This is a genomic window from Paracoccus sp. SSJ (genome assembly GCF_030234105.1).
Taxonomy (GTDB): Bacteria; Pseudomonadota; Alphaproteobacteria; order Rhodobacterales; family Rhodobacteraceae; genus Paracoccus; species Paracoccus denitrificans.
This window is the reverse complement of sequence record NZ_JASSPE010000020.1, coordinates 17,106-38,123: the sequence shown is the minus strand read 5'-3', so window position 1 is coordinate 38,123 and position 21,018 is coordinate 17,106. Positions and strand designations below refer to the sequence as shown.

Below are 21,018 nucleotides of genomic sequence, written 5' to 3'. Positions count from 1 at the left end.
AAGCCTAAACTGGCTTAACAATCAAACGGTAAGAGGATGACTGGTCTGAACACAACGGAGCTTGCGGCACGGCTGGCCGTGTCGAAGGCGCGTATCAGCCAGTATGTCAGCGAGGGAAAGCTGGAGGGCTGCTATACCGGTGACGGGCGCGGGCGCCGCTTCGACCTGGAGAAGGTGGCTCATGCCCTTGGCCGAAAGCTGCATCCTGGCCAGATGCTCGGGAACGGCGCTGCCACCCGAGATGCTCTGCGCGACCTCGGCAATGACGATCTGCAACCCGCCGCCCCGCGGCCGAGGACGGATGCGGCGCTGCCGGTAGGCGATCCCGACCGCTACGAGATGGCGCGCACCCTGAAGGCGGAAGAAGAGGCCCGCCGGCTTCGCCGCCAGAATATGGCCGAGGAGCGGACATGGGTTCTTGCCGAGGAGGTCGAGCGCCATACCGCGCGTGCGATGACGCAGGAGATCGCGCAGTTCGAGACCATGCTCCGCGATGCCGCCCGCGCTGTCGCGGATCAGTTCGGGCTGGATTTTCGGTCCGTGCGCAAGGTGCTGATGGATGAATGGCGGCGCTACCGGGCTGCACGGTCCTCCCAACTCGGGGACCAGGCGCAGACAACGGCCATGACACCGGATGAACAAGAGGCAGATGTCTGATGGGCTTTTTGGCTTCGGCAGAGGCGGCCGTCCTGCGCGGCCTGGCCTTTGCCATGGTTCCGCCGCCGCCGCCGGACATTACCCGCTGGTGCGAGGAGAATATCGTTTTCGACGAACGGTCCCCGATTCCTGGCCCGTTCCGGATCGAGCGCTTCCCCTTCCTGCGCGAAATCCACGAGGTGTTGAGCCCCGAGCATCCGGCGCGCGAGGTTTCGGTTCGCGGTAGCGCGCAATGGGGCAAGACGGTTTCGCTTCTCAATCCTACCGTTGCCGCCTGGCACGAATATGGGCCTTTGGACAGCCTGGTGGTGCATCCGACCACGTCGTCTGCGACCGAATGGGTGCGTAACAAGTGGATGCCGATGCGGCGGCAGGCGCCGAGCCTGCGCGAGATATTCGGAGACGGTCGCGGCGAACAGACGGATACGCTGTTCAACCAGGAGACCATGCGGCGCGACGGTTCGTTGAAGGTCGTCAGCGCCGGTTCGCCGGATGACCTCGCTGGAACGACCCGTCGCCTGGTGATCATGGATGACGCGGCCAAGTTCGAAATGACGCCGAAGGGCGATCCCGAGCAGCTGGCCGCCAGCCGGGCAGCGGGGTTCGAGGATGCCAAGATCGTACGGATTTCGACGCCGCAGATCCTCGGCACCTGCCGGATCACCCGGGCCTTCGACCGGAGCGACCAGCGATTCTACCACGTGCCATGTCCGCATTGCGGCAACATGGCACCCCTGACCTGGGAGAACTTCCGCAAGACCATTGACCCCGAGCGCCTGCACGCCGCGCATTTTACCTGCGAGGCTTGCAACGGTTCGATCTTGCACAGCCACAAGTTGGCGATGGTTTCTGCAGGCAAATGGGTGCCGCGCAACCCCCGCGGCGATCATCCCGGCTTCCATCTGTGGCGAGCCTATGTCCCCCAGCGTGACTGGGCGTCGATCGCGGTGGAATACGCCCAGGTCATGGGCTGGACAGGCATGACGGTGACCGAGGCGACCGAAGAGGCGATCCGCGGCAAGGTTGAGGCCGAGACGGAACAGACCTTCTGGAACGACGTGCTCGGATTGCCCTTCGAGCAGGCGTCGAAGGGACCGGATTGGGAAGCGCTGCGCGACCGGACCGAAAATGCCGAGCCGGGTGCCGTTCTCCCTCGGGGGGTCGTTCCGGCACGCGGCGTGCTGCTGACCGCTGGGGTGGACTGCCAGGCCGACCGGACCGAGGTGACCGTTTGCGCCTATGCCCGGAACTATCGCCGATGGGTGGTCGATCACATCGTTATTCCGCACCACCTCGGGGATGACGACGGCCGAAATGCGCTGGATTCGCTGCTCAAGGCGACATGGCGGACCGAGCTGGGCTTGCGCCTGCCGCTGGACATGATGGCGGTGGACGAGGGCGGCTTTACCGAGGACGTGCGCGACTGGGCGAAGCGCCATCCGTGGACGCGGGTCATCTTGGTGAAGGGCTCCTCTTCGGCGAACGGTCCGATCCTGCGGCCACAGTCGGATCGCAAGGCGAACGGGCGGCAGATCAAGCGGCAGAAGCGCGGCTGGATATTGAACGTCAGCCAGCTGAAGGCTGATTTCTACGGCTGGCTTGCCAAGGAGGACCCGGAGGAACGTGGTTACATCGCCTTCGCCAAGGGCCTGGGCGACGAGTATTACCGGCAGATCACCTCCGAGGTTCGGGTGCTGAAGCGCGCGACCTCTGGCACCATGGTTTCGAAATGGGAACTGGTCGAACCCAGCCGGCGCAACGAGTGCCTGGACACCATGAACTATTCCGAGGCTGCGGCGCGCAAGAAGGGCTGGACCGCCATGACCGACGACCAGTGGGATCTGCTCGAGGCCGAAAGAGGGGTTCCGGCACCGGAAGAGCAGGCCGACTTGTTCGATGCCGCCATGCCGGTGGTGCCGCTGTCTGTCCGGGCAATGGCCAAGGCGCCGACGGAGAGACCAGAACAGAAACGGCCAGAGCCCGGCCCGCCTTCCGGAGGCGGATGGCTCGGGGAACGCAAAGGGAAATGGCTGTGAGCATCTATACGATCGAGGAGTACCGGACCCTTTGCATGATGATCGCCAAGGGCGTCACCAGCCTCGAGGTGAACGGCGAGCGGGTGACCTATCGCAGCCTGAGCGAAATGCTGCGCATCAAGGCCTTGATGGAGGCAGATCTCGGGCTGGCCGGTGCTGCCGGCCGGACGCGGCAACAGTATCCCGTCTACCGCAAGGAGTGATCCGATGAACCTGCTTGATCGGGCCATCGCCGCGGTCTCGCCGCAGTGGGGGATGCGGCGCGCTCGCGCCCGGGCGGTGACCGCGCATTACGACGCTGCCGGGAGTGGACGTCGGACCTCCTCGATGAAGGCTGCCCGCACCGATGCCGATGCGGCCGCCCGTCAGCGCCAGCGCATGGCGTGGTATGCGCGCGACATGGTGCGCAACACGCCTTTCGCCACCCGCGCGCAGTCGGTGATCTGTGGCGGCATAGTCGGAGACGGCATCCTGCCCAAGGTGGTCCTGTCCTATCCGGGCCTTAAGGAAACCGCCCGCAAGCGGGTCCGGGATCGCGGGCTGGAGCTGATCGAGGCGCATTTAGACACCTGCGCCATCGACCGGCAGGGACGCCAGAACCTCTACGGTCTGCAAAGGCTGGTGGCCAATACCGTGGTGGACGCGGGCGAATGTCTCGTCCGCATCTATCACAGCCATCCCGACCCCGATGCGTTGCCATTGCAATTGGACGTGCTGGAGCCGGATTACCTCGACGATGGCAAGTTCGGCTGGATGGCCACGGGCAACGAGATCCGCGACGGCATCGAGTATGATGGCACGGGGCGGCGCGTTGCCTATTGGCTGTTCCCAGAGCATCCGGGTGGAGATTGGACACCGGGCTCCCGCCGGGGTGTTTCCGAGCGGGTTCCGGCTGAGGAGGTGCTGCACATCTATCGGCAGGACCGCCCGGGGCAGATGCGCGGCGTAACATGGTTCGCGCCGGTGATGATGCGGCTCCAGGATCTCGCCGACCATGAAGATGCGCAGCTGATGCGACAGAAGATTGCCGCCTGCTTTGCGGCCTTCCGAGTCCGCTCCGAGGGCGGCAAGGGGGGCGAGATCGCCGAACTGGCGCCCGGGATGATCTACGACCTCGGCGAGGACGAGGACGTCAAATTCGCCGAACCGCCCGGTGTCGATGGTTACGACGAATTCACCCGCTCGGTGCTTCGATCAGTCGCGGCAGGCATGGGCATCACCTATGAGGCGCTGACCGGGGACCTGGGCCAGGTCAATTTCAGTTCAGCCCGGATGGGGCGGCTGGAGATGGATCAGAACATCAGCGCTTGGCAGTGGTTGATGCTGATCCCCCAGATGATGCAGCCGCTGGCGCAGGCCTTCATCACCGCATGGAATGGCCATGACGGCGCCGCGATGATCAAGGCCGGCCTTCCGGCCGATATCTGGCGGCACCTTCGTCTTGAATGGCAACCGCCGCGCAAGGTCATCGTCGATCCGACGCGCGAGATTGCCGCCTTGGCGGATGCGGTGCGCAATGGTTTCGCATCGCGGCAGCAGGTTGTGCGACAGCTTGGCGTCGATCCCGAGCGGCTGCTCGATGAAATCGAACAGGATCGCGCCGATGCCGCCCGGCTGAACCTGTCCTTCGACAGCGATCCGGGCTCCGGTTCCGTCGCCGGCGCGGCAAAGTCTGAGGCCGAAGAGATCGTGGAGAACGGTCGCGCCAAGGCGCATTATCGAAAGGGTATGTGATGAACGAGCTGCGTCTTTACGGCACGGTGGGATCGTCCTTCTGGGACGAGGAGTATTTCACGGCGCGGCAGGTGCGCGAGCAACTTGATGGCATGTCCGGTCCGCTGACCGTGCGGATCAACTCCGGCGGCGGTATCGCGACCGAAGGGCAGGCGATCTATACGGCGCTGCGCGCCTACGAGGGCGAGGTGCATGTTGTCATCGAGGGTGTGGCGGCATCCGCTGCCAGCCTGATCGCGATGGCCGGCGACAGCATCACCATGACGCTCGGCGCCATCATGATGATCCACGATCCCGCCTCGTGGCGGGTCGATGGTCGCGGCACCGAGGACGATCATCTTCATGCTGCCCAGGGTCTCGGGGTTATCGCCAAGGCCTATGCTGGCATCTACGCCAAGCGCGCAGGCATCCCGGTCGATGACGCCCGGGCGATCATGAAGGCCGAGACCTATTTCGACGGTCCGGCGGCGGTCGAGGCGGGGTTTGCCACGTCCGCCGAGGACGATGGCGAGGCCCTGGAGCCTGCCGCCTTCGACTATCGCATATACGGGCACGCGCCCGAGACCCTGCTTGCCGCCGCCGGCGCGATCCCACGCCAGCGGCCTGTTTCGGCGGTGGTGGCCATGATGGCCGGCGCCGCAATGCCCACCGCCAAAGGAGGAAAGACCATGGCGAAACCCAAGGTGACGGCGGTGACCGCCGCCGAAGAGGACAATCCGGATGCCGGGGAGGAAGCGCAAGCCGCGGCCGAGAATGAGACCGAGGCGGAGGCCGCCGAGGACGATCAGGACGGCGCGGGCGACGATGCCGGCGAAGCCGATGAGGATGCGGCCGAGCCGCTGAGTGCGGATGCTGTCGCCATCCTGCACATCTGCGCGCGCAAGGGCGTTCCGACCGAGCGCGCCCTGGACATGATCGAGCGCGGGCTGACCTGCGCCCAGGCGACCGCCGAACTGCAAGGAGCATCCACGCAAATGGCCATCAAGAATCGCGCGCCGCGCGCCACCATCCAGCGTGATGAGCGCGCTACCCGCCGCAGCGGCATGACGGATGCGCTGGTCGCCCAGATGCAGGGCAAGCGCGAGGTGACCGGGCCCGCCGCAGCCTATATGGGCATGTCGATCATCGAGATGGCGGCCGCCTCGGTCGGGCATCGCGGCACGATCCGCAGTTGGGGCGAGAAAGAGCAGGTGCTGATGCAGGCGATGCACACCACCAGCGATTTCCCCGCCATCTTCGAGAATGCGCTGAATAAGCAGCTGCAGGAAAAATACCAGCTTGCTGCGCCGACCTATCGCCAGATCTCGCGCAAGCGAAACTTCAAGGACTTCCGACCCATGCCGCTGGTGCGCACGGGTGATTTCCCCACGCTCAAGCCGATCAGCGAGGCTGGTGAGATCAAGTGGGGCACCTTCGGCGAGGGTCGCGAGCAGGCGCTGATCAGCTCCTATGGCGTCGGTGTCACCATCAGTCGGCAGATGATGATCAACGACGAACTGGGCGCCATCGACGAAGTTCTTTCGAACTACGGCATGACCGTCGCGCTGTTCGAGGAGCGGACCTTCTATGCCTTCGCCCTTACGGCTGTCATGGCGGACGGCAACACGATCTTCCACGCCTCGCACGGCAACCTTGCCTCGGGCGGCGCGGCCTCGGCCATCAACACGACTGCCGTTTCCGCGGGCCGTGCGGCCATGCGAAAGCAGAAGTCGATCGATGGCAACACGCTGAACATCGTGCCGAACATCCTGCTGGTGGGGCCTGACAAGGAAACCGAGGCGGAGATGTTCGTGGCCCAGATCACGCCGACGGCCACGACCGACGTGAACCCGTTCTCCGGGCGTCTGGCCCCGGTCGTCTCCGCCGAGATCAGCGGCAATGCCTGGTATTTGCTGTCCTCGGCCAACCCCTGCTGGATCCATGGCTACCTTGAAGGCGCGGAAGCGCCGCGGCTGCGCACCGACGAGCCGTTCGGCCGCCAGGGCTTCTCGATGACGCTGGAACACGATTTCGGCCTGGGCGCCGCGGATTATCGCGGCGGCTACAAGAACAACGGCGCCTGATCGCCGCTGACCTCTGACGAAAGGGCGCCTCCGGGCGCCCTTCGTCGTTCTGCACCCTCATGAAAGGCGACACTCATGGCAAAGAACTATATCCAGGTCGGCGATCATCTCACGATCCCGGCTGCGGCTGACACCACCAGCGGCGCTCCGGTCCTGGTCGGCGCGCTGTTCGGCGTGGCCGAGCACGATGCGGCAATCGGTGAACCGCTCACCATCGCGCGCAAGGGTGTCTTTGCGCTTCCGAAAGCGACCGGGCAGGCCTGGGCGGTCGGCGCAAAGATCTACTGGGACGCGACCAACGGGGTCATCACCACTACCGCCTCGGGCAACACCCTGGTGGGCGCGGTTGCGGAGGCTGCCATCGCGGGCGCGGTCGAGGGCATCGTGCTGCTGGACGGCGTGATCCGCTGATGCCCAGCATCTTCGACGGGATGGCAGGGATCTTGTCCGACGCGTTCGGCGATCCCGTCATTTTCCTGCCGCGGTCGGGCAGTGCCCGGCCGATTATGTCGCTGTTTCGCGAAACGCCGCTCGAGGTTGACGGGGCAGACGGACAGATCGTGCGCATCGACGCGCCGACCTGGCGCGTCCCGCGCGACCTGGCGCCCGAGGTCCGGCGCGGGGACCGTATCACGGTGCCGGACGGCCGCACGTTTGCGGTGATGGTCGTACACCCGACCGGCTCGCCGGCTGCGGATGCCTTCCTGATCTGCGAATGCCAGCTTCAGGAGGCGCCATGACCCATTATCGTTCGGAGATCCGCGCGCTGGCGCGGGCGGCACTTACCGCGCACCCGCGCTTTGCCGCCTTCACCGCGCCCAAGGTCTGGCCGGGCACGGTCGATGCCGACAGCCTGCCGGTAATCGGAGTGCTGACGCCACAAGACAGCAGTCGCATGGAGACAATGACCAGCACGGAGCGCAAGCCCCTCATGCAGGTCGCGGTGCGACGCAAGGGCGGCGATGATGTCGAGGATATCCTTGACGATGACAGCGAGCTGATCGAGGCCATCGTGCTGGGGGCGATCCGGGCGCAGAACCGCTTCTGCTTCCTGCGGGAGACCTCGGTCGTCAGCAATACCGATGGCATCCAGAACGTCGGCACACTGGTGATGACGTTCGAAATCACCACGGTCAGGCCAGAGGCCACACTGCCTGCCGGCCCCTGACACGAACCCCGGACCGCGCAGCGCGCGGTTCTTTTCATTTTCCACATGGAGGGCTGATCATGCCTGAGACAAACGCCCAGATCGGCCTTGGCAGCCGGTTCGGCATCAAGGACGGCGCCAGCTATACGCCGGTGGCCGAGGTCACGCGCATCACGCCCGCGGGCTGGTCGCGTAACACCGTCGATGCAACCCACCTCGAAAGCCCGGACGCCTATGCCGAGTTTATCGCCGGCCTGAAGACGGCCTCGGACTGCACGTTCGATGTTAACTGGGTCCCGAGCGCTACCGATCCGTTGCTTGCCGCCTTCGAAGCCGGGAAGGGCGAATTCCAGCTGCTTTTCCCCGGTGGAACGGTGGCACTCAATTTTTCCGGCATCGTGACCGAGTTCAAGTCCGGAGAGATTTCGCCCGAGGGCAAGCTGTCGGCTTCGATCACCATCAAGCCTTCCGGTCGGCCGCAGATTGTGGCCGTACCCGGGCCGTAAGGAGGAAGCATGAACCTGCAGGGCAAGATCGCGCTCGATCATCAGGGGCGGGCCTATAATCTGACCATCGATATGTCGGCGCTTTGCGTCTTCGAGGACGTGACCGGCAAGAACGGCTTTGCCATGCTGCGACTGCTCGAGCGTGGTGGTGTCGCGGCAGGGCTGGTCGGGGCGCGGGATCTCCGCGCCCTGATTTACGGTGGTCTCAAATCGCACGACCCCGACATGACGTTGGAACTGGCAGGCCAGATCCTCGACAGCAACGCGGAAATCCTGGCCGCCGCTGTTCGGGCGGCCAGCCTGCAAGAGGGCGATCTGCCGCCATCGGGGGCGAAGCCGGGAAATCGGCGCCGCCCGCGGAAGAGGCGGGCGAAATAACCCTTGCGCAGCTTTACCGGAACTATGTTTCGTCAGGCTATCCGCCCGACGGATTCTGGGCGCTGACGCCGCGCCTCTATGCGATGCAGATGCATGGTGCGCTCACTCGGCTTCAGGTCGAAATGACCATGCGCAACCGTACAGCCTGGAACACGGCGGCGCTGGTCGGGGCGGCTATGGCGGGGAAGTTGCCCCGATACGAAGAATTTTTCCGCATCGATGAGCGGGAAACCCGCGGGCCGCAGAGCCCGGAACAGCAGGAAGCGGCCTTGCGCGTGCTGGTCGCCGCCTGGGGCGCAGTCGAACAGGAGCAATGAGGCATGGCGACCAATGTCGGGGTCCTGAAGGCCACGCTCGGCCTTGACACTGCCGGCTTTTCGGCCGGCATCGGCAAGGCCAAGACCGAGATTTCCGGTCTCAAGAATACCGCTTCTGCGGCAGAGCGTGATCTGCGCTCGGCCGCCGGCGCCAACGCCAACCTGGTGTCGCAGTTCAACGATATCGGTGTGATGCTGGCCGCTGGCCAGAACCCGCTCCAACTGGCGCTGCAGCAGGGCACCCAGATCAGCCAGGTGCTGACGCAGATGGGCGGTGGGGTCGGGGCGTTGCGTGCACTCGGCTCGGCCTTTGTCGGGATGCTCAATCCGATCTCGCTGGCCACCATCGGTGTGATCGGCTTCGGTGCTGCGGCGGTGCAATGGCTCATGCCCGCGAAGGACGAGGCGAAAAAGACCAAAGACGCCTTCGAATCGCTCAAGGAAAGCATGTCGACCTATAACGACGCGTTGAGCGTGTCGTTGCTCTATACGGGTGAAGCGGAAAAGAAGTTCGGTGCGGAAGCGCAGCGCGGTGCCGAGATTGCCCGCCGCATCATGATGATCGAGGCCGAGAAAACCCGATCCTCGATTTCGAGCATCCTGTCGAAAGCCTATTCCGATATGGGCTTTGACGCGTTTGGGGATCGCGGCATCGACGCAGCCGGCCGCATCGCATCGGCCAACCTCGCCGAGGCGGCCAGCAAGCTTGGCTTCAAGTCGAGCTGGAGCGACACTTTCTTTGGCATTGGCGGGATCAGCCAGGAGAATCTTGCGCTGGCCGAAAAGCTCGGCAACACGATGCGCGACATCTACACTTATGTCAGCCAGCCCGTGCCCCCAGGCGGCATGGACGATTACCTGACTACCCTGCGCCAGCACCTCGACGATTACACGGACCAGCTCAATGCGCTGAAGGACGCTGGGGCGGATGAGGAATCGCTGAACGCCATCAACGAGAAGATGATCCCGCTTCAGCGCGCCTTGCTGGAGGGCGAGGCGAAGCGGGCCGAAATCAGGGCGGCGGATGAGGCCAAGGCCAATGAATTGCTGGCTACCATGGAGAGCCAGCTTCATATGAGCCAGCTGATCGCGGAGTACGGCAAGGAGTCCCTGGAAGTCCGTCAGGCCGAACTTGATGCGGAACACGCCAAGAGGGTCGCCGCCATCGAGGCGCTGAACATCACCGATGAGCAGAAAGATGCACTCTACGATGCGCTGGCGGCACTTCATGACACCGAAAGCCAGACCCTGGCCTGGGCTCATGCCATGGCGCAGGTCAATGCCGAGCTTCAGGGTGCCTATTCGCTGATCTCGGCCATCGGCGGCGGCATGATCCAGCGCGCCGGAATCCGCGCGGCGAGTGCTGTTCTCGACGCGGGCGGATCGGCCATTGAGGCCGAGAAGGCGCGCCGCAGGGCCGAACAGAGGCAGCAGTTTCTCAACGAGGCCAATACGGCGGACGGTTATCGCTCGCCGGAGATGATCGACGCGGAATTGGCCGAGATGGAGCGCCAGTGGGCGGCGCTGGACGAGTACGAGGTGCGGATGAATGCCGCCCGCGAAAGGGATCGTGCCGCGCGGAAGAAGCCGCGGAAAGGTCGTGGCGGTGCCGACAAGCGCAACCGGCTCAACGGGTTCGAGCGCTCGGTGGCGGATATCCAGTCCCAGACCGAGGCTTACCTGCGCCAAGCCGATGCTATCGCCAAGGTGGTCGCTGCCGGCGGCGACTGGGAACATGCGCTTGCGGTGATCGAGGAGGAGCAGAAGCTGCTCAATGCGGCACAGAAAGCCGGGGTCGCGATCACCCCGGACTTGACCCAGAAAATCCGGGACATGGCCGAGGCTCATGTAACCGCCGAGAAGACGCTGGAGCGCATGCGCAGCGCCACGGAAAAAGGGCAGGATGCGTTCAGAAACCTGTTCGGCAGTGTCCTGGATGGTGCCGACGCCGCCAGAGAGGCCATCGCCAACCTGGCCATGGAAATTGCCAAGGTGCAGTTCACCAAGGGCGCCATGGGGCTGTTGGGCAGCACCTCCTGGGGCTCCGGAATGATTTCTACGATCGGCGGCCTGCTGTCCTTCGACGGTGGTGGCGATACCCCTTCCGGCCCACGCGCGGGTGGTCTGGATGGCAAGGGTGGCTTCCTGGCGATGCTCCATCCGAACGAAACGGTGATCGATGGCTCCAAGGGGCAGTCCGCGCGTGGCGGACATATGTCCATCGGCTTTGACCGATCGGTCGGCGACCTGACCGCCACGATGTACGACATCGCCGGCAATGTCGTCGCCAGCGAACGGCAGAACATCGTCCGGGATTCCGTCCGCTCGGTCGGGGCCATGAACAAGAAGACCAAATCTTTCCTGGGGTAGCGCATGCCGATCAACGTCTTTCCCTGGCCGCCTGTCGGGGCGGTTGGTGCCGAATGGACGCTGGATGCGCCCACGGCGCGCTTGCGGTCCATGCTGACCGGCCGCGATCAGATACAGGCCTCGCAGCGGCGGCGCCGGGTCGCCACGGTGCAGGTCTCGGCCCTGGCCGCAGGCCGCATGGGGGCAGGTTATTGCGAAATGCTCAAGCAGCTGCTCGACGGCGGTATTCATGCCGTGCGCCTGCAATCCTCGCCCATCAACTGGTGGCTCGATGAGTTGGAGCGGCGGGGTGGGGCCTACAACAGCAGCGGCCTTGCCTGGCGTGCCGGGTCCGGCCCGGATCCGCTTGCCTGGCAAACCGCTGGCGGGCAGCCGCTGACCATCTATGTCGGGACGGTCATCACCGGCGGCGCACCGACCTCTGCCGGCCTCTGGGGATACCTGCCGATATCCGGTGCGCCGGCAAATACGCTGGTGGCCCGTCCAGGCGATTTCATCCGCATCTACGATCTGGGCGATGCCTCGTCCTGGGAGGTTGCCCGGATCGTGCGGCCGGCAAGGACGAACGGCAACGGTAACGTGACGCTCAAGCTCGACCGCGTGCCGACGATCAGCGGCGGGCGCGTCAATCTCGCGGGGCAGGACGAGGCGGTTTTCCGGGTCGATGGAGGCCTGCCGCGCGCCGTCCAGCCGGTGAGCGGCGACTGGGCCTACACCTGGAACTTCCGCGAGGTCTTCGCCGATGAGGTCGGCGGTTTTACCGAGAGGCCAGGCACATGGACCTGATCCGCAATGTTCCGCCTGCGCTGCTGGCGGCGATCAGCGGGCCGTATTTCCACCCGGTGGTGCTGGCCTATCTGAACTGGCCCGGCGCGCCGCTCCACGCGCATAGCAACGGAGGGGATATAGATTGGGCCGGGCAAACCTGGCTGGGTGTGGGGAAGTTCGGCCGGATCGATATTCCCGAGGAAGCCTTCGGCGGGGTGCCGACCGAATTCACGATGGCCATCGTGACGGATTTTCCCGAGCTGGAAGACTATACCGACACCGCGATCAAGGGCGCCGAAGCACGGGTCTATCTCGGCGCGGTGACCGAGCGCGGCGGTAACCAACTCATCGGCGCAGTCGAGATCGTGTCGGGCGTCGCCGATGCCATGGGCATGACGCCCGAACTGGTCGAACTCAGCGACGGCAGCCTGGTCACCATGTATGGCCTCAGCGTCACCATGACCACCGGGCCGTCCTATCGCTCGATGGCGGCTATATCGCACAGCCACGAGGATCAGCAGCGGCACTTTCCCGGGGACACGGCGGGGCGCCATCTGATCCTCGCACAGGCCGAGGCGCAAAAGACGCTGTGGCCCGAACCGTAACGCCCGACCAGGTCATGGCCGAGGTCGAGCGCATCATGTCGCGCCCCTTCGAGTGGGGGCCGTGCGACTGCTGTTCTGCGGCCTGCGACGTGTTCGATGCGCTCTGGGGTGTCGATCCCATGGCGCCGGCGCGCGGCTATCGCGGGCCGCTCGCCGCGGCGCGGATGATCCGGCGCGCCGGCGGTCTGGCGGCACTGGCCCATACGCTCGCCACCCAAGGCGGCCTCGCCGTCGGTCACGCGGCCGGTGGGCTTGCTCTCTCGGCCGATCATCGCGGGCGACAGGCCCTGCTCATCTGCATCATGCCCGGCCTCTGGGCCGGGAAATCGAAAGATGGCTTCGCGATATTGCGAAACGCCGACAGGGGATGGCACCTTGCGTAAGCTGCTGATGATTACGACGGCGCTGGTCGGTTTTGCGACCGCGGAACCGGCCGCCGCCGCACCCGTCGGAACCTGGGTGGCTACCGCGATCTTCGGTGCCGGGGCCGCCGGCACCTTCGCTTATGCCGTGGTGGCGGGTGTCGTTTCCATGGCCGCTTCCATCGGCCTGTCGATGATCGCCAACAAGTTGCTGACCAAGAAGCCCCGGCAGGATGAGGTCCGCGCCGAACTGACCAGGCCGACCTCGTTGCCGGCCTATCGCTTCGTCTATGGCAAGACCTGGGCGCCGGGGACGCCTGTCGGGTGGACAGTAAAAGGCCGCGCTCTTTATATCTGCTACCTGCTCAACAGCCGCCCGAGCGCCGGGCCGTTCAAGGTGCTGTTCGACAAGCGCGAGGTCGAAAAGACCGGCGACGAATTCGATTTCGCCGCGGGCGGTGCGACGGCAACCAACACGCCTTTCAACGGCCATGTGCGATACTGGATCGGCCGGGGCGATCAGACGGCCTGCCCGGCGCAGATCGTCAGCGAGACCAGCGGCTATTTCACGGCCTCCGATACATGGCGTGGGCGCACGGTCTTGTGGGCGCGGCTGGAATGCGGTGCGGATGATGAGCGCCAGGAGCGCTGGCCCGCGACCCCGCCCGAACTGAACGTCGATGGCAACTGGTCGCTTGTCGAGGATCCGCGCGACGGCCAGACGAAGTTCAGCCGCAACCAGGGCCTGATCGTCCTTGATGCGCTGCGCAACAACCCGGTGCGGCCTTATGCCGATACATATCTGCGCCTCGACACGTTCTCCTGGGCGGCGGATGTCGCGCAGCAGGCGGTGGGAGTGAAGGGCGGGGGAACCATCCCGCGCTATCGCTGCGACGGTATCCTGACCTTCACCGATGGCACCGAGATCGAGGATCAGTTGCGGCCGCTGCTGGATGCCGGCGCATCGCGGCTGACCCGGATCGGCGGCAGGCTGGCCATCGTGCCGGCGGTGCAGCGCGCCAGCGTCAAGACCATCACCGATGTCACCGACGGCCAGCCGCTGAATCTGGTGCGCTGGAAGTCGTCGGACGATCTCCACACCGAGGTGGTCGCGCGCTTTCCGGCGCCGGATCGCGCGTATGAAAGCGCCGAGACGCCGGCCTATGTCATTCCCGGCGCCCAGGCTGCGGATGGCGGAGTCAGCAAGCGTCTGACGGTCGATCTGGATTTCGTGACCGATCACCGTCAGGCGCAACGTGTGGCCAAGATCATGGGCTGGCGCTCGCGCATGCAGCGTCAGGTCAGCGGTGAGCTGTTCCCCGATTGCTTCGATCTGGTCTCGGGATCGGTCTGCCAGGTGGACCTTGGTTATCCCTACAGCGCCTGGCAGGGCAAATACGAGGTCGAGAGCATTGCCCCGGCGGCCGGGCTCAATGACGACGATTCGATCACCATCCGCCTGCCTGCGGTGCTGACCGAGACCTCGGATGAAATCACCGCCTGGGATGCCGAGGCCGAAGAGCAGGACATGCTGCCCGGGGCGTTTTCCGCTGCGGGCGCGCGGGTGCTGCCGCCGCCGAAACCGGTGCTGACCACTGGCACGGCTGCAACGCAGGTGTCAGGCGGTGTCGTTGCAGCTGGCGTGCTGGCGGCATGGACGGCATCAGTCTCGCCGTCTGCGCTTGGCTATGAGTGGGAATGGCGCCTCTATCTCTCATCCAGTTGGCGGGCGGGCGGATACCTCGATCAAAGTGCTGAAGATGAAAACGGGGTCTATTCCGGCCTGATCTCGCTCGCTGCTCCCCTGACATTGTATCAGGTGAGGGTGCGGACGGTCGGCATGTATGGCCGGTCGGATTGGATCCTTTCGGACCCGATAGCCGCACTCGGTCCTTCCGTCAGCCTGAACCAGCCGCCGCAGCCGAGCGCGGCTGCCATCAGCGCCTCGCGGATCGATGTCACCGGGCAGCAGGCCAATGACCTGAATGCCCACGAGCTTCTGTTCTATGTCAACGACATCGACAGCCCGCTGACGGCGGCGGCACTCGACAGCCGGAATGCTGGTGCCTCTGTGACGGTCACCGTATCCGAAACCGGGCTCAGCACCGGAACCACCCGATTCTACTGGACCCGCGCGCGGGACCAGTGGGGCAACCTGTCCGAATTTTCGGCCAGCGCAACAGCAACAACACCCTGACAATTGAGGAATTGCCATGCCGGCACCTGAATTCAACCTGCCCGTCGCCGGGTCGGCACCGAACCAATATTCGACGGAGAACTGGCTGGAGGGGGCCGTCAATGCGGCGCTGCTGGCGTTATGGAATGACGTGGTTGCCGATGGCGGCAAGTTCTATCCCAACCGTGCCGCCGCCGAAGAGGCCGGGCAGTCGGCGCTGGTCCCTGCGCTGGGGCGCATTGCCGTAACCGAGGGCAGCTACCTCCATCTGCGGGGGCCGTCCTCACAGGCTCTGGACCCGCTGTTCCCGACTTACCCCTACTGGGGTGTGCAGTTCATTATTCCCAACACCACGGCAGCTTGGGCGCGGGCCAATCACACCGGCACCCAGCCTATCGATACCGTTGACGGGCTGCCGGCTGCGCTGGACGCCAGGCCCGATCAGGTAGCGGTTGACGCGCAGCTTGCGCTCAAAGCGAACGTGGCCGACCTCGGAACGGCGGCGGCGGCCGATGTGGAACAGTTCGTCGACGCGGAGGAACAAGCGGAGAAACTCACCTTCGGCACCGTCGAAGGCAGCCCGTTCGACGCGCATATCAAAGATGCCCGCGGCGATTTTCTGGCTGGCTGGGCGCCGGATCGCGCCTCTCTGGCGGGGCTGGACTTCCTGCGCATCGACAGCCTCGACTATCCCGTGGTGGTGGGCAGTGACAATTTCGTCCTGTGGTCTGGCGCCGATGATGACGAGCCTGCACCGCCGCCCGCCCTGACGCCCTATTTCGGCACGCACCTCTACGGCGTGGAGGGCGAGCGGCTGCCGATCTACGCCATGAGCCTGATCGCCAACCGCGAGGACGCGCGCGGGATGCGCCTGGTGCTGGCCGGGGTGGCTGGCGGCGTCAGCTATGGCGATGCCCGGGTCGAGGCCGATGCCGAGGCGCTCGGCGCATCGGCCGCGCTCCAGCTGCGGAGCCATGACGACACGGGCGGGCCGTTTGTCGAGTTGCCCCTGACCGTCCATGCCGCGCCGAAAGCGCCGTCTGTGGGTGGTGCCCCCGTGATGCTGTCCGTCGGATCCAGCAGCACCTGGCGCTCGGGCACCGCGCTGTCCGCTGCGTTTCTGGAGGAATGGGGATACGAGCCCGATTTCATCGGCACGCTCTGGTCGGAGCCGGGTGGCGATGCCCCGGCGCAGCTGGGGGAGGGCAAGCCGGGCCATTGTTTGCAGGACCTGACCTATGACGTGACCACGCGGGTCAGCCCGCTCGCGCCGGGCGACGAGGCGCTCTACAACGCCATGTCCACGGCCGACAAGATGCTGCGCAACACCATGTTGAGGGCCGCCACGGGCGGGGATGATCCGGACGATATCCGCAATGGCTATGTCCTGGACTTCGATTTCTATGTCACCCGCCACAGCCTGACGGTCCCGACCGTGCTTTGGCAGGCCTATGGCACCAACGATATCCGCGACATTCCGACAGCCGAGATCGAGGACCGGATCTATGACATGGACAGCCTCGTGTATCGCCGCTGGCACGCGGCCTATCCCACCGCGCCCGTGGTGCGCTCGCTGCCCGGCACGGCATGGGACGCGGCGCGCAACGCCGTCTGGACCGACGGCTATATCCCGGCGATCCGAGGCATGCTGCGGGCGGCGGCCGAGGCGACCGGCCCGGTGCTTCTGGCGCCGACCTGGGCCATGCACACGCCCGAGGCGGGTTATGACCTGACGCCGTCACCGGCGGTCCCCGATCCGGTCACCGGGCATATCGTCCGCACCATCGGCGACACCATCCATTCCACCGGCGCCAGCCGCCGTGAGCTTTTCCGCGCAGTGGCGGCGGCGCTCGCCTGCGCATCCACCGGCAACTTCTGAGGATATACCATGTCGCTTGTCATCCGCACGGCCCAGCCCGCACGCTCCCGCGCCCGCAAATACCTGCCGCCCGTGATGCGCGGGCTCGACTACCTTTTCCTCGGCGATGCCGACGATCCGGGCCGCAACTGGGCCATTGACCGGGCCGACGGCGAGATCAACGGCACGCCCGTCCGCGCGCCCGATGGCATCTCGTGGCGGTTCAAGGGCTTCGAAAACTTTGTCGAGACCCCGAGTTGGGAGGTCGATGATGAGACGCACTTCATCGTCTGCCGCACGTTCGACACTCTGGCCGACGATGCCCACCGTCCGGCGTTTTTCGGCACCTATACCGGGCCGCCGGTCAAGCAGGACACCTCGACCGTGACGGCCGGCACGCGGCTTTACATTTCCGCTGCCGGGCAGGTCAATTACGGGGCAGGGCGGGGCACCACGGTTGATGACGACGAGCCTTCCATCGCCGGCGTCAGCGCGGGGGGTGTCGAGAATTACCGCCTCTACCTGTGCCAGGCTGCGGCGCAGAACCGGATCACCAATGTCACCACCGGCGCGACCTTCTTGAACAGTGTCACCAAGCCCAGATTTCCGGCCCGCCGGCGCTATCGCCTTGGCTCGGCCTATGTCACCAATGGCGGCGAGTGCGACGTGCTGCTCTGGGCCAAGTTCAGCGCGGTCCTGACCTCGGACGAGAATGCTGCAATGGTCGACGACATCCGGCGCTATTGCACCGATCTGGGCGTCACGGTCTGAGGGGGCAGGGTGATGGACTACACGCCAGTTCGCGGCACCGTTCGGGTGCCGCATTCCGCCCCAGAGGTTAAAGACCTGCTGCATGTCATCGAGGGGAAAAGCGGCGTGTTCACGCCGGCTTTCGTGATGGACGCGAACTTTGGGGATTATGCCGGAGAACTCGCGTTCTCGCTGCCCCCTGAATTGTGGATCAAGGGCGATGGGTGGCTGACCACCATCACCTGGATTCCTGCCCGTTTTGTCCAGCTAGATGCGGATCAGACCATGCAGGCACGGGATTTTTCTTGCACTTGGCGCGAGGCGCTCGAAAGAGGCCTGGTGATCTGAGGGGAACCGGCTCTGCCGATATCGCCCATTCACCCCGCCTCGCGCGGGGTTTTTTAATGCCCGACAGGAGAGACGATGGACGCGCCACCTGAACCCGGCCTTATCGAGGCCATGCAGAAGTTTATCGGCGGGGCAGGGACGGCCATGGTCGCGGCCGTCGCTGGCCGCCTCATGTGGCATGCCGGCGAGGTTCGATCTCGGCGCCGGCCTGCATTCGGCCTGTTCATGATCTGGGAAATCCCGATGGCCATCGGCATGGCGCTGATCGGCGATGGTGCCGGAGAGTATCTGGATCTGACCAATTCGCAGACCGTGGCGCTGATCGCGGTGCTGTCCTACCTCGGGCCGCGCGGCATCTGCGCGGCCTTGGAGCGGTGGGTCAATCGGAAGGCACCGTGACGCCCAGCTCGGCCGCCAGCGCCTCCAGCGCGGCAATCGTCGGGTCGTAGGCATCCCCCGCCTTGGGGAACCGCGCCTTCCGGCTGCGATACCAGCGCAGCCATTTCGGCAGCTCGTCCAGGGGATAGGTGGTCGACCAGATTTCCCCGGTCAGCGTGAAGGTCTTGTCGTCGTGTGTCGCTTTCATGACGGCGTTTTGCGACCCGCCGCCGCCGGCTGCAACCCCATCTGACCGCCCCGCCTCGCGCGGGGCTTTTCCTTTGGAGAGACCATGTATCCATCTGGCTTCAAGGGCCGCGCCACGCGGCTCACCGATATCGACGTGCCGCGGGTCGGGCGCCTGATCGGCGTCGGCGAGGACGAGATTCGCGCCGTGATCGAGGTCGAGACCTCGGGCGGCGGCTTCGATAGCCAGGGCCGGCCGAAGATGCTTTTCGAGCCGCATCGCTTCTACCTCGAACTGGGGCCGGGACAGAAGCGCACCGCGGCCGAGGCCTCGGGGCTGGCCTATCAGAAATGGGGCACGAAGCCCTATCCCAAGGACAGCTATCCGCGCCTGGCGCTGGCCATCAAGATCGACGCCAATGCCGCGCTGCGCTCGGCCAGCTGGGGGCTGGGGCAGATCCTCGGCAGCAACCACAAGGCCGCAGGCTTTGCGACGCCCGGCGACATGGTCGAGGCCTTCTGCCACAGCGAGGCCGCGCAGCTGGAGGCGATGATCAGCTTCATCATCTCCGAGGGGCTGGACGATGAACTGCGCCGGCATGACTGGTCGGCCTTCGCCCGCGGCTACAACGGGCCGGGCTATGCCACCCACGGCTATCACACCAAGCTGGCGGCGGCCTTCAAGCGCTGGCAGGCCATCCCCGATACGCTGGCGCCGGCCTGTCCGAAGATCGGCCTTGGCAGCCGTGGGGACGCGGTGCGCCACGCCCAGCAGCGCCTGACCGCGCTCGGCTTCGATCCGCGCGGGGTGGACGGGATCTTCGGCGCCAACACCCGCACTGCCACCATCGCTTTCCAGAAATCCGCCGGCCTCAAGCAGGACGGCATCATCGGGCCCAAGACCTGGCCCGCCCTTCTCAAGGAGAACTGAGCCATGAATTCCGTTTTCGTCCGCATGGCGATCTATGTCCTGTCGCCGCTGCTCACCATGCTGGCCGGCCTGCTGGGCGGCTGGGGCGTCAGCTATGATGCCGCCTCGCACATGCTGACCATCAACGTCGAGGCGGTGATCGCCGCCGCTGTCGCCGCGGCCGGCCTGTCGGGTGCGATCTTCGCGAGATGGGGGGTAAGGTAGTGCGCGCGCCCTATGAGGCCGCGCTGGCGGCATCCCTGGTCGCTGGCCTCGCGGCCGGCGCCACCTTCGCGGCTGCGGTGCTGATCACGGCGCAGGCGATGGGGGTGCCGCTCTGTGCTTCATAAATCGCCGATAGCCTCACAACACTCGTGCGTCGTGGAGAAGGTCGGCAGAAATTTGCCGGTGTGCATGTCAGGATTCGGCATCTATTTGTCTCCATGCTAGCCTCCCCGCATCAGTCAGGCGGAGGGTGAAGAGATGGGGCAAAAATTCGTTCCCGAACTACATGACCCGGAATACCGGCAGACTGAGGGACAGAAGTTCGAGAAGCTGACGGACGACGAAGCTAAGAGCTTGTTTGATGCCATGGTGGCGAGGCTCGACGCTGAAGAGCGCTCTGATCAGCGCCACAATAATTGACCTGCGCCCCGCCTCGGTTCGCCGGGGCGGGGTTTTTTCGTGGTAAGGGCGCTTCAAACCGCACTGGTCTCCACGTCGGCGGCCCATCATCACCGTGCCTTGTCCGTGCGTCGTTTCGGGAACCTCCCATGCATTGCGACGTTACCGAGCCGTACCGCGCCAAGCGGTGAGTTTTGTGGAGGAACTGTCTGATGAAAACGTTGCAGGACGCGTTCGAGCATACTTTGCAGGATATCTACTGGGCAGAGAACGCCCTGTCCAAGTCCCTGCCCAAGGTCTCCAAATCCGCAAACAACGCCGAGCTAAAGACGGCAATTGACGGCCATCTCAAGGAAACCAAAGGACACATTAAGACCCTGGAGGCGGTCTTCAAGTCGATCGGGCAGGAAGCCAAAGGCGAAAAATGCGACGCCATGGACGGTCTGCTGAAGGAGACCGATGGCCTGATTGAAGAGGCTTCGGGCCATGCCTTGGATGTGGCGCTGATCGGAGCGGCCCAAGCGGTCGAACACTACGAGATAGCGCGTTATGGCACGTTGCGCGAATGGGCCAAGGTTCTGGGCCATGACGAAGCGCACACGTTGCTTACATCCATCCTGGACGAGGAAAAAGCTGCGAACGCAAAACTGACTGCGCTTGCGGTAACCGCCGTGAATGAGGCCAAGCAACCCTCCAAGAAATAACCGTTGTTCTTTTATGACTTAGGCTGTTGAAGCCTGCAAGCTAACGCATACGGCGCAACAGTTCACCGTCTCGCCTCGGCCCGAACGAGGCGGGACGGGTCCCTACCGCAGCGTGATCACCGAGCATCTAGACACAACTGT

At 64.9% G+C, this 21,018-nt stretch carries 26 protein-coding genes; 25 read left to right on the top strand and 1 reads right to left on the bottom strand.

The window, feature by feature from the left end; translation table 11 throughout:
- The first annotated feature begins 36 nt into the window (after positions 1–36).
- The 20 genes from QPR87_RS18885 (at position 37) to QPR87_RS18790 (ending at position 18,474) form a co-directional block, all read left to right on the top strand.
- Entirely contained in the window at positions 37–657 is a 621-nt protein-coding gene (locus tag QPR87_RS18885; RefSeq protein WP_285050812.1) for a hypothetical protein, read from the top strand.
- Positions 657–2,693, top strand: coding sequence for a phage terminase large subunit family protein (locus QPR87_RS18880; RefSeq protein WP_285050811.1), 2,037 nt, complete (start codon positions 657–659; stop codon positions 2,691–2,693). The genes QPR87_RS18885 and QPR87_RS18880 overlap by 1 nt, the downstream gene beginning before the upstream one ends.
- Complete coding sequence (locus tag QPR87_RS18875) at positions 2,690–2,896, top strand: phage head-tail joining protein (protein ID WP_285050810.1); 207 nt, start codon at positions 2,690–2,692, stop codon at positions 2,894–2,896. The genes QPR87_RS18880 and QPR87_RS18875 overlap by 4 nt, the downstream gene beginning before the upstream one ends.
- Positions 2,847–4,427: a phage portal protein gene (locus tag QPR87_RS18870; RefSeq protein ID WP_285050809.1), complete on the top strand. Its 1,581-nt coding sequence runs from the start codon at positions 2,847–2,849 to the stop codon at positions 4,425–4,427. The genes QPR87_RS18875 and QPR87_RS18870 overlap by 50 nt, the downstream gene beginning before the upstream one ends.
- Positions 4,427–6,490 carry a head maturation protease, ClpP-related gene (locus QPR87_RS18865; RefSeq protein ID WP_285050808.1) on the top strand — a complete coding sequence of 688 codons (2,064 nt, stop codon included), beginning with the start codon at positions 4,427–4,429 and terminating at the stop codon, positions 6,488–6,490. Before QPR87_RS18870 ends, QPR87_RS18865 begins: the two co-directional genes overlap by 1 nt.
- A gap of 75 nt (positions 6,491–6,565) precedes the next feature.
- Positions 6,566–6,901, top strand: coding sequence for a DUF2190 family protein (locus QPR87_RS18860; RefSeq protein ID WP_285050807.1), 336 nt, complete (start codon positions 6,566–6,568; stop codon positions 6,899–6,901).
- Positions 6,901–7,230 (top strand): head-tail joining protein, encoded by a 330-nt coding sequence (locus QPR87_RS18855; protein ID WP_285050806.1) that lies wholly within the window; start codon positions 6,901–6,903, stop codon positions 7,228–7,230. The genes QPR87_RS18860 and QPR87_RS18855 overlap by 1 nt, the downstream gene beginning before the upstream one ends.
- Positions 7,227–7,658, top strand: coding sequence for a hypothetical protein (locus QPR87_RS18850; RefSeq protein WP_285050805.1), 432 nt, complete (start codon positions 7,227–7,229; stop codon positions 7,656–7,658). Before QPR87_RS18855 ends, QPR87_RS18850 begins: the two co-directional genes overlap by 4 nt.
- 59 nt (positions 7,659–7,717) lie before the next feature.
- Positions 7,718–8,143 (top strand): phage tail tube protein, encoded by a 426-nt coding sequence (locus QPR87_RS18845; protein WP_285050803.1) that lies wholly within the window; start codon positions 7,718–7,720, stop codon positions 8,141–8,143.
- A 9-nt stretch (positions 8,144–8,152) separates the two neighbouring features.
- Positions 8,153–8,521: a hypothetical protein gene (locus tag QPR87_RS18840; RefSeq protein ID WP_285050802.1), complete on the top strand. Its 369-nt coding sequence runs from the start codon at positions 8,153–8,155 to the stop codon at positions 8,519–8,521.
- 122 nt (positions 8,522–8,643) lie between these two features.
- Positions 8,644–8,838 (top strand): hypothetical protein, encoded by a 195-nt coding sequence (locus tag QPR87_RS18835; protein WP_285050801.1) that lies wholly within the window; start codon positions 8,644–8,646, stop codon positions 8,836–8,838.
- A gap of 3 nt (positions 8,839–8,841) precedes the next feature.
- Positions 8,842–11,208 carry a phage tail length tape measure family protein gene (locus tag QPR87_RS18830; RefSeq protein WP_285050800.1) on the top strand — a complete coding sequence of 789 codons (2,367 nt, stop codon included), beginning with the start codon at positions 8,842–8,844 and terminating at the stop codon, positions 11,206–11,208.
- A 3-nt stretch (positions 11,209–11,211) separates the two neighbouring features.
- Entirely contained in the window at positions 11,212–11,994 is a 783-nt protein-coding gene (locus QPR87_RS18825; RefSeq protein ID WP_285050799.1) for a hypothetical protein, read from the top strand.
- Entirely contained in the window at positions 11,985–12,581 is a 597-nt protein-coding gene (locus tag QPR87_RS18820) for an NRDE family protein (protein ID WP_285050798.1), read from the top strand. The genes QPR87_RS18825 and QPR87_RS18820 overlap by 10 nt, the downstream gene beginning before the upstream one ends.
- A 14-nt stretch (positions 12,582–12,595) precedes the next feature.
- The gene (locus QPR87_RS18815; RefSeq protein ID WP_285050797.1) at positions 12,596–12,964 is read left to right on the top strand and encodes a DUF6950 family protein; all 369 of its coding nucleotides are present in this window, start codon (positions 12,596–12,598) and stop codon (positions 12,962–12,964) included.
- Positions 12,915–15,140, top strand: coding sequence for a phage tail protein (locus tag QPR87_RS18810; protein WP_350310465.1), 2,226 nt, complete (start codon positions 12,915–12,917; stop codon positions 15,138–15,140). The genes QPR87_RS18815 and QPR87_RS18810 overlap by 50 nt, the downstream gene beginning before the upstream one ends.
- A 16-nt stretch (positions 15,141–15,156) precedes the next feature.
- On the top strand, positions 15,157–16,998 hold the full coding sequence (locus QPR87_RS18805; RefSeq protein WP_285050795.1) for a hypothetical protein: 1,842 nt from the start codon (positions 15,157–15,159) through the stop codon (positions 16,996–16,998).
- A 9-nt stretch (positions 16,999–17,007) separates the two neighbouring features.
- The gene (locus tag QPR87_RS18800; protein ID WP_285048143.1) at positions 17,008–17,748 is read left to right on the top strand and encodes a hypothetical protein; all 741 of its coding nucleotides are present in this window, start codon (positions 17,008–17,010) and stop codon (positions 17,746–17,748) included.
- Positions 17,749–17,760: 12 nt separating this feature from the next.
- Complete coding sequence (locus QPR87_RS18795; RefSeq protein WP_285050794.1) at positions 17,761–18,075, top strand: hypothetical protein; 315 nt, start codon at positions 17,761–17,763, stop codon at positions 18,073–18,075.
- 144 nt (positions 18,076–18,219) lie between these two features.
- Positions 18,220–18,474, top strand: a complete 255-nt coding sequence (locus QPR87_RS18790; protein WP_285050793.1) for a phage holin family protein — start codon at positions 18,220–18,222, stop codon at positions 18,472–18,474.
- Here QPR87_RS18790 and QPR87_RS18785 read toward each other — a convergent pair.
- On the bottom strand, positions 18,455–18,661 hold the full coding sequence (locus QPR87_RS18785; protein ID WP_285050792.1) for a hypothetical protein: 207 nt from the start codon (positions 18,659–18,661) through the stop codon (positions 18,455–18,457). The genes QPR87_RS18790 and QPR87_RS18785 overlap by 20 nt on opposite strands.
- Before the next feature lie 84 nt (positions 18,662–18,745).
- On the opposite strand from QPR87_RS18785, the gene QPR87_RS18780 reads away from it, so the two are divergent.
- From QPR87_RS18780 to QPR87_RS18760, 5 genes are all read left to right on the top strand, one after another.
- Positions 18,746–19,570 (top strand): N-acetylmuramidase domain-containing protein, encoded by an 825-nt coding sequence (locus QPR87_RS18780; protein WP_285050791.1) that lies wholly within the window; start codon positions 18,746–18,748, stop codon positions 19,568–19,570.
- A gap of 3 nt (positions 19,571–19,573) precedes the next feature.
- Positions 19,574–19,774: a hypothetical protein gene (locus QPR87_RS18775; protein WP_116221898.1), complete on the top strand. Its 201-nt coding sequence runs from the start codon at positions 19,574–19,576 to the stop codon at positions 19,772–19,774.
- Positions 19,774–19,899 (top strand): hypothetical protein, encoded by a 126-nt coding sequence (locus QPR87_RS18770; RefSeq protein ID WP_285050789.1) that lies wholly within the window; start codon positions 19,774–19,776, stop codon positions 19,897–19,899. Before QPR87_RS18775 ends, QPR87_RS18770 begins: the two co-directional genes overlap by 1 nt.
- A 133-nt stretch (positions 19,900–20,032) precedes the next feature.
- Entirely contained in the window at positions 20,033–20,194 is a 162-nt protein-coding gene (locus QPR87_RS18765) for a hypothetical protein (protein WP_285050788.1), read from the top strand.
- A gap of 191 nt (positions 20,195–20,385) precedes the next feature.
- Complete coding sequence (locus tag QPR87_RS18760) at positions 20,386–20,877, top strand: YciE/YciF ferroxidase family protein (protein ID WP_028716869.1); 492 nt, start codon at positions 20,386–20,388, stop codon at positions 20,875–20,877.
- Positions 20,878–21,018: the final 141 nt, after the last annotated feature.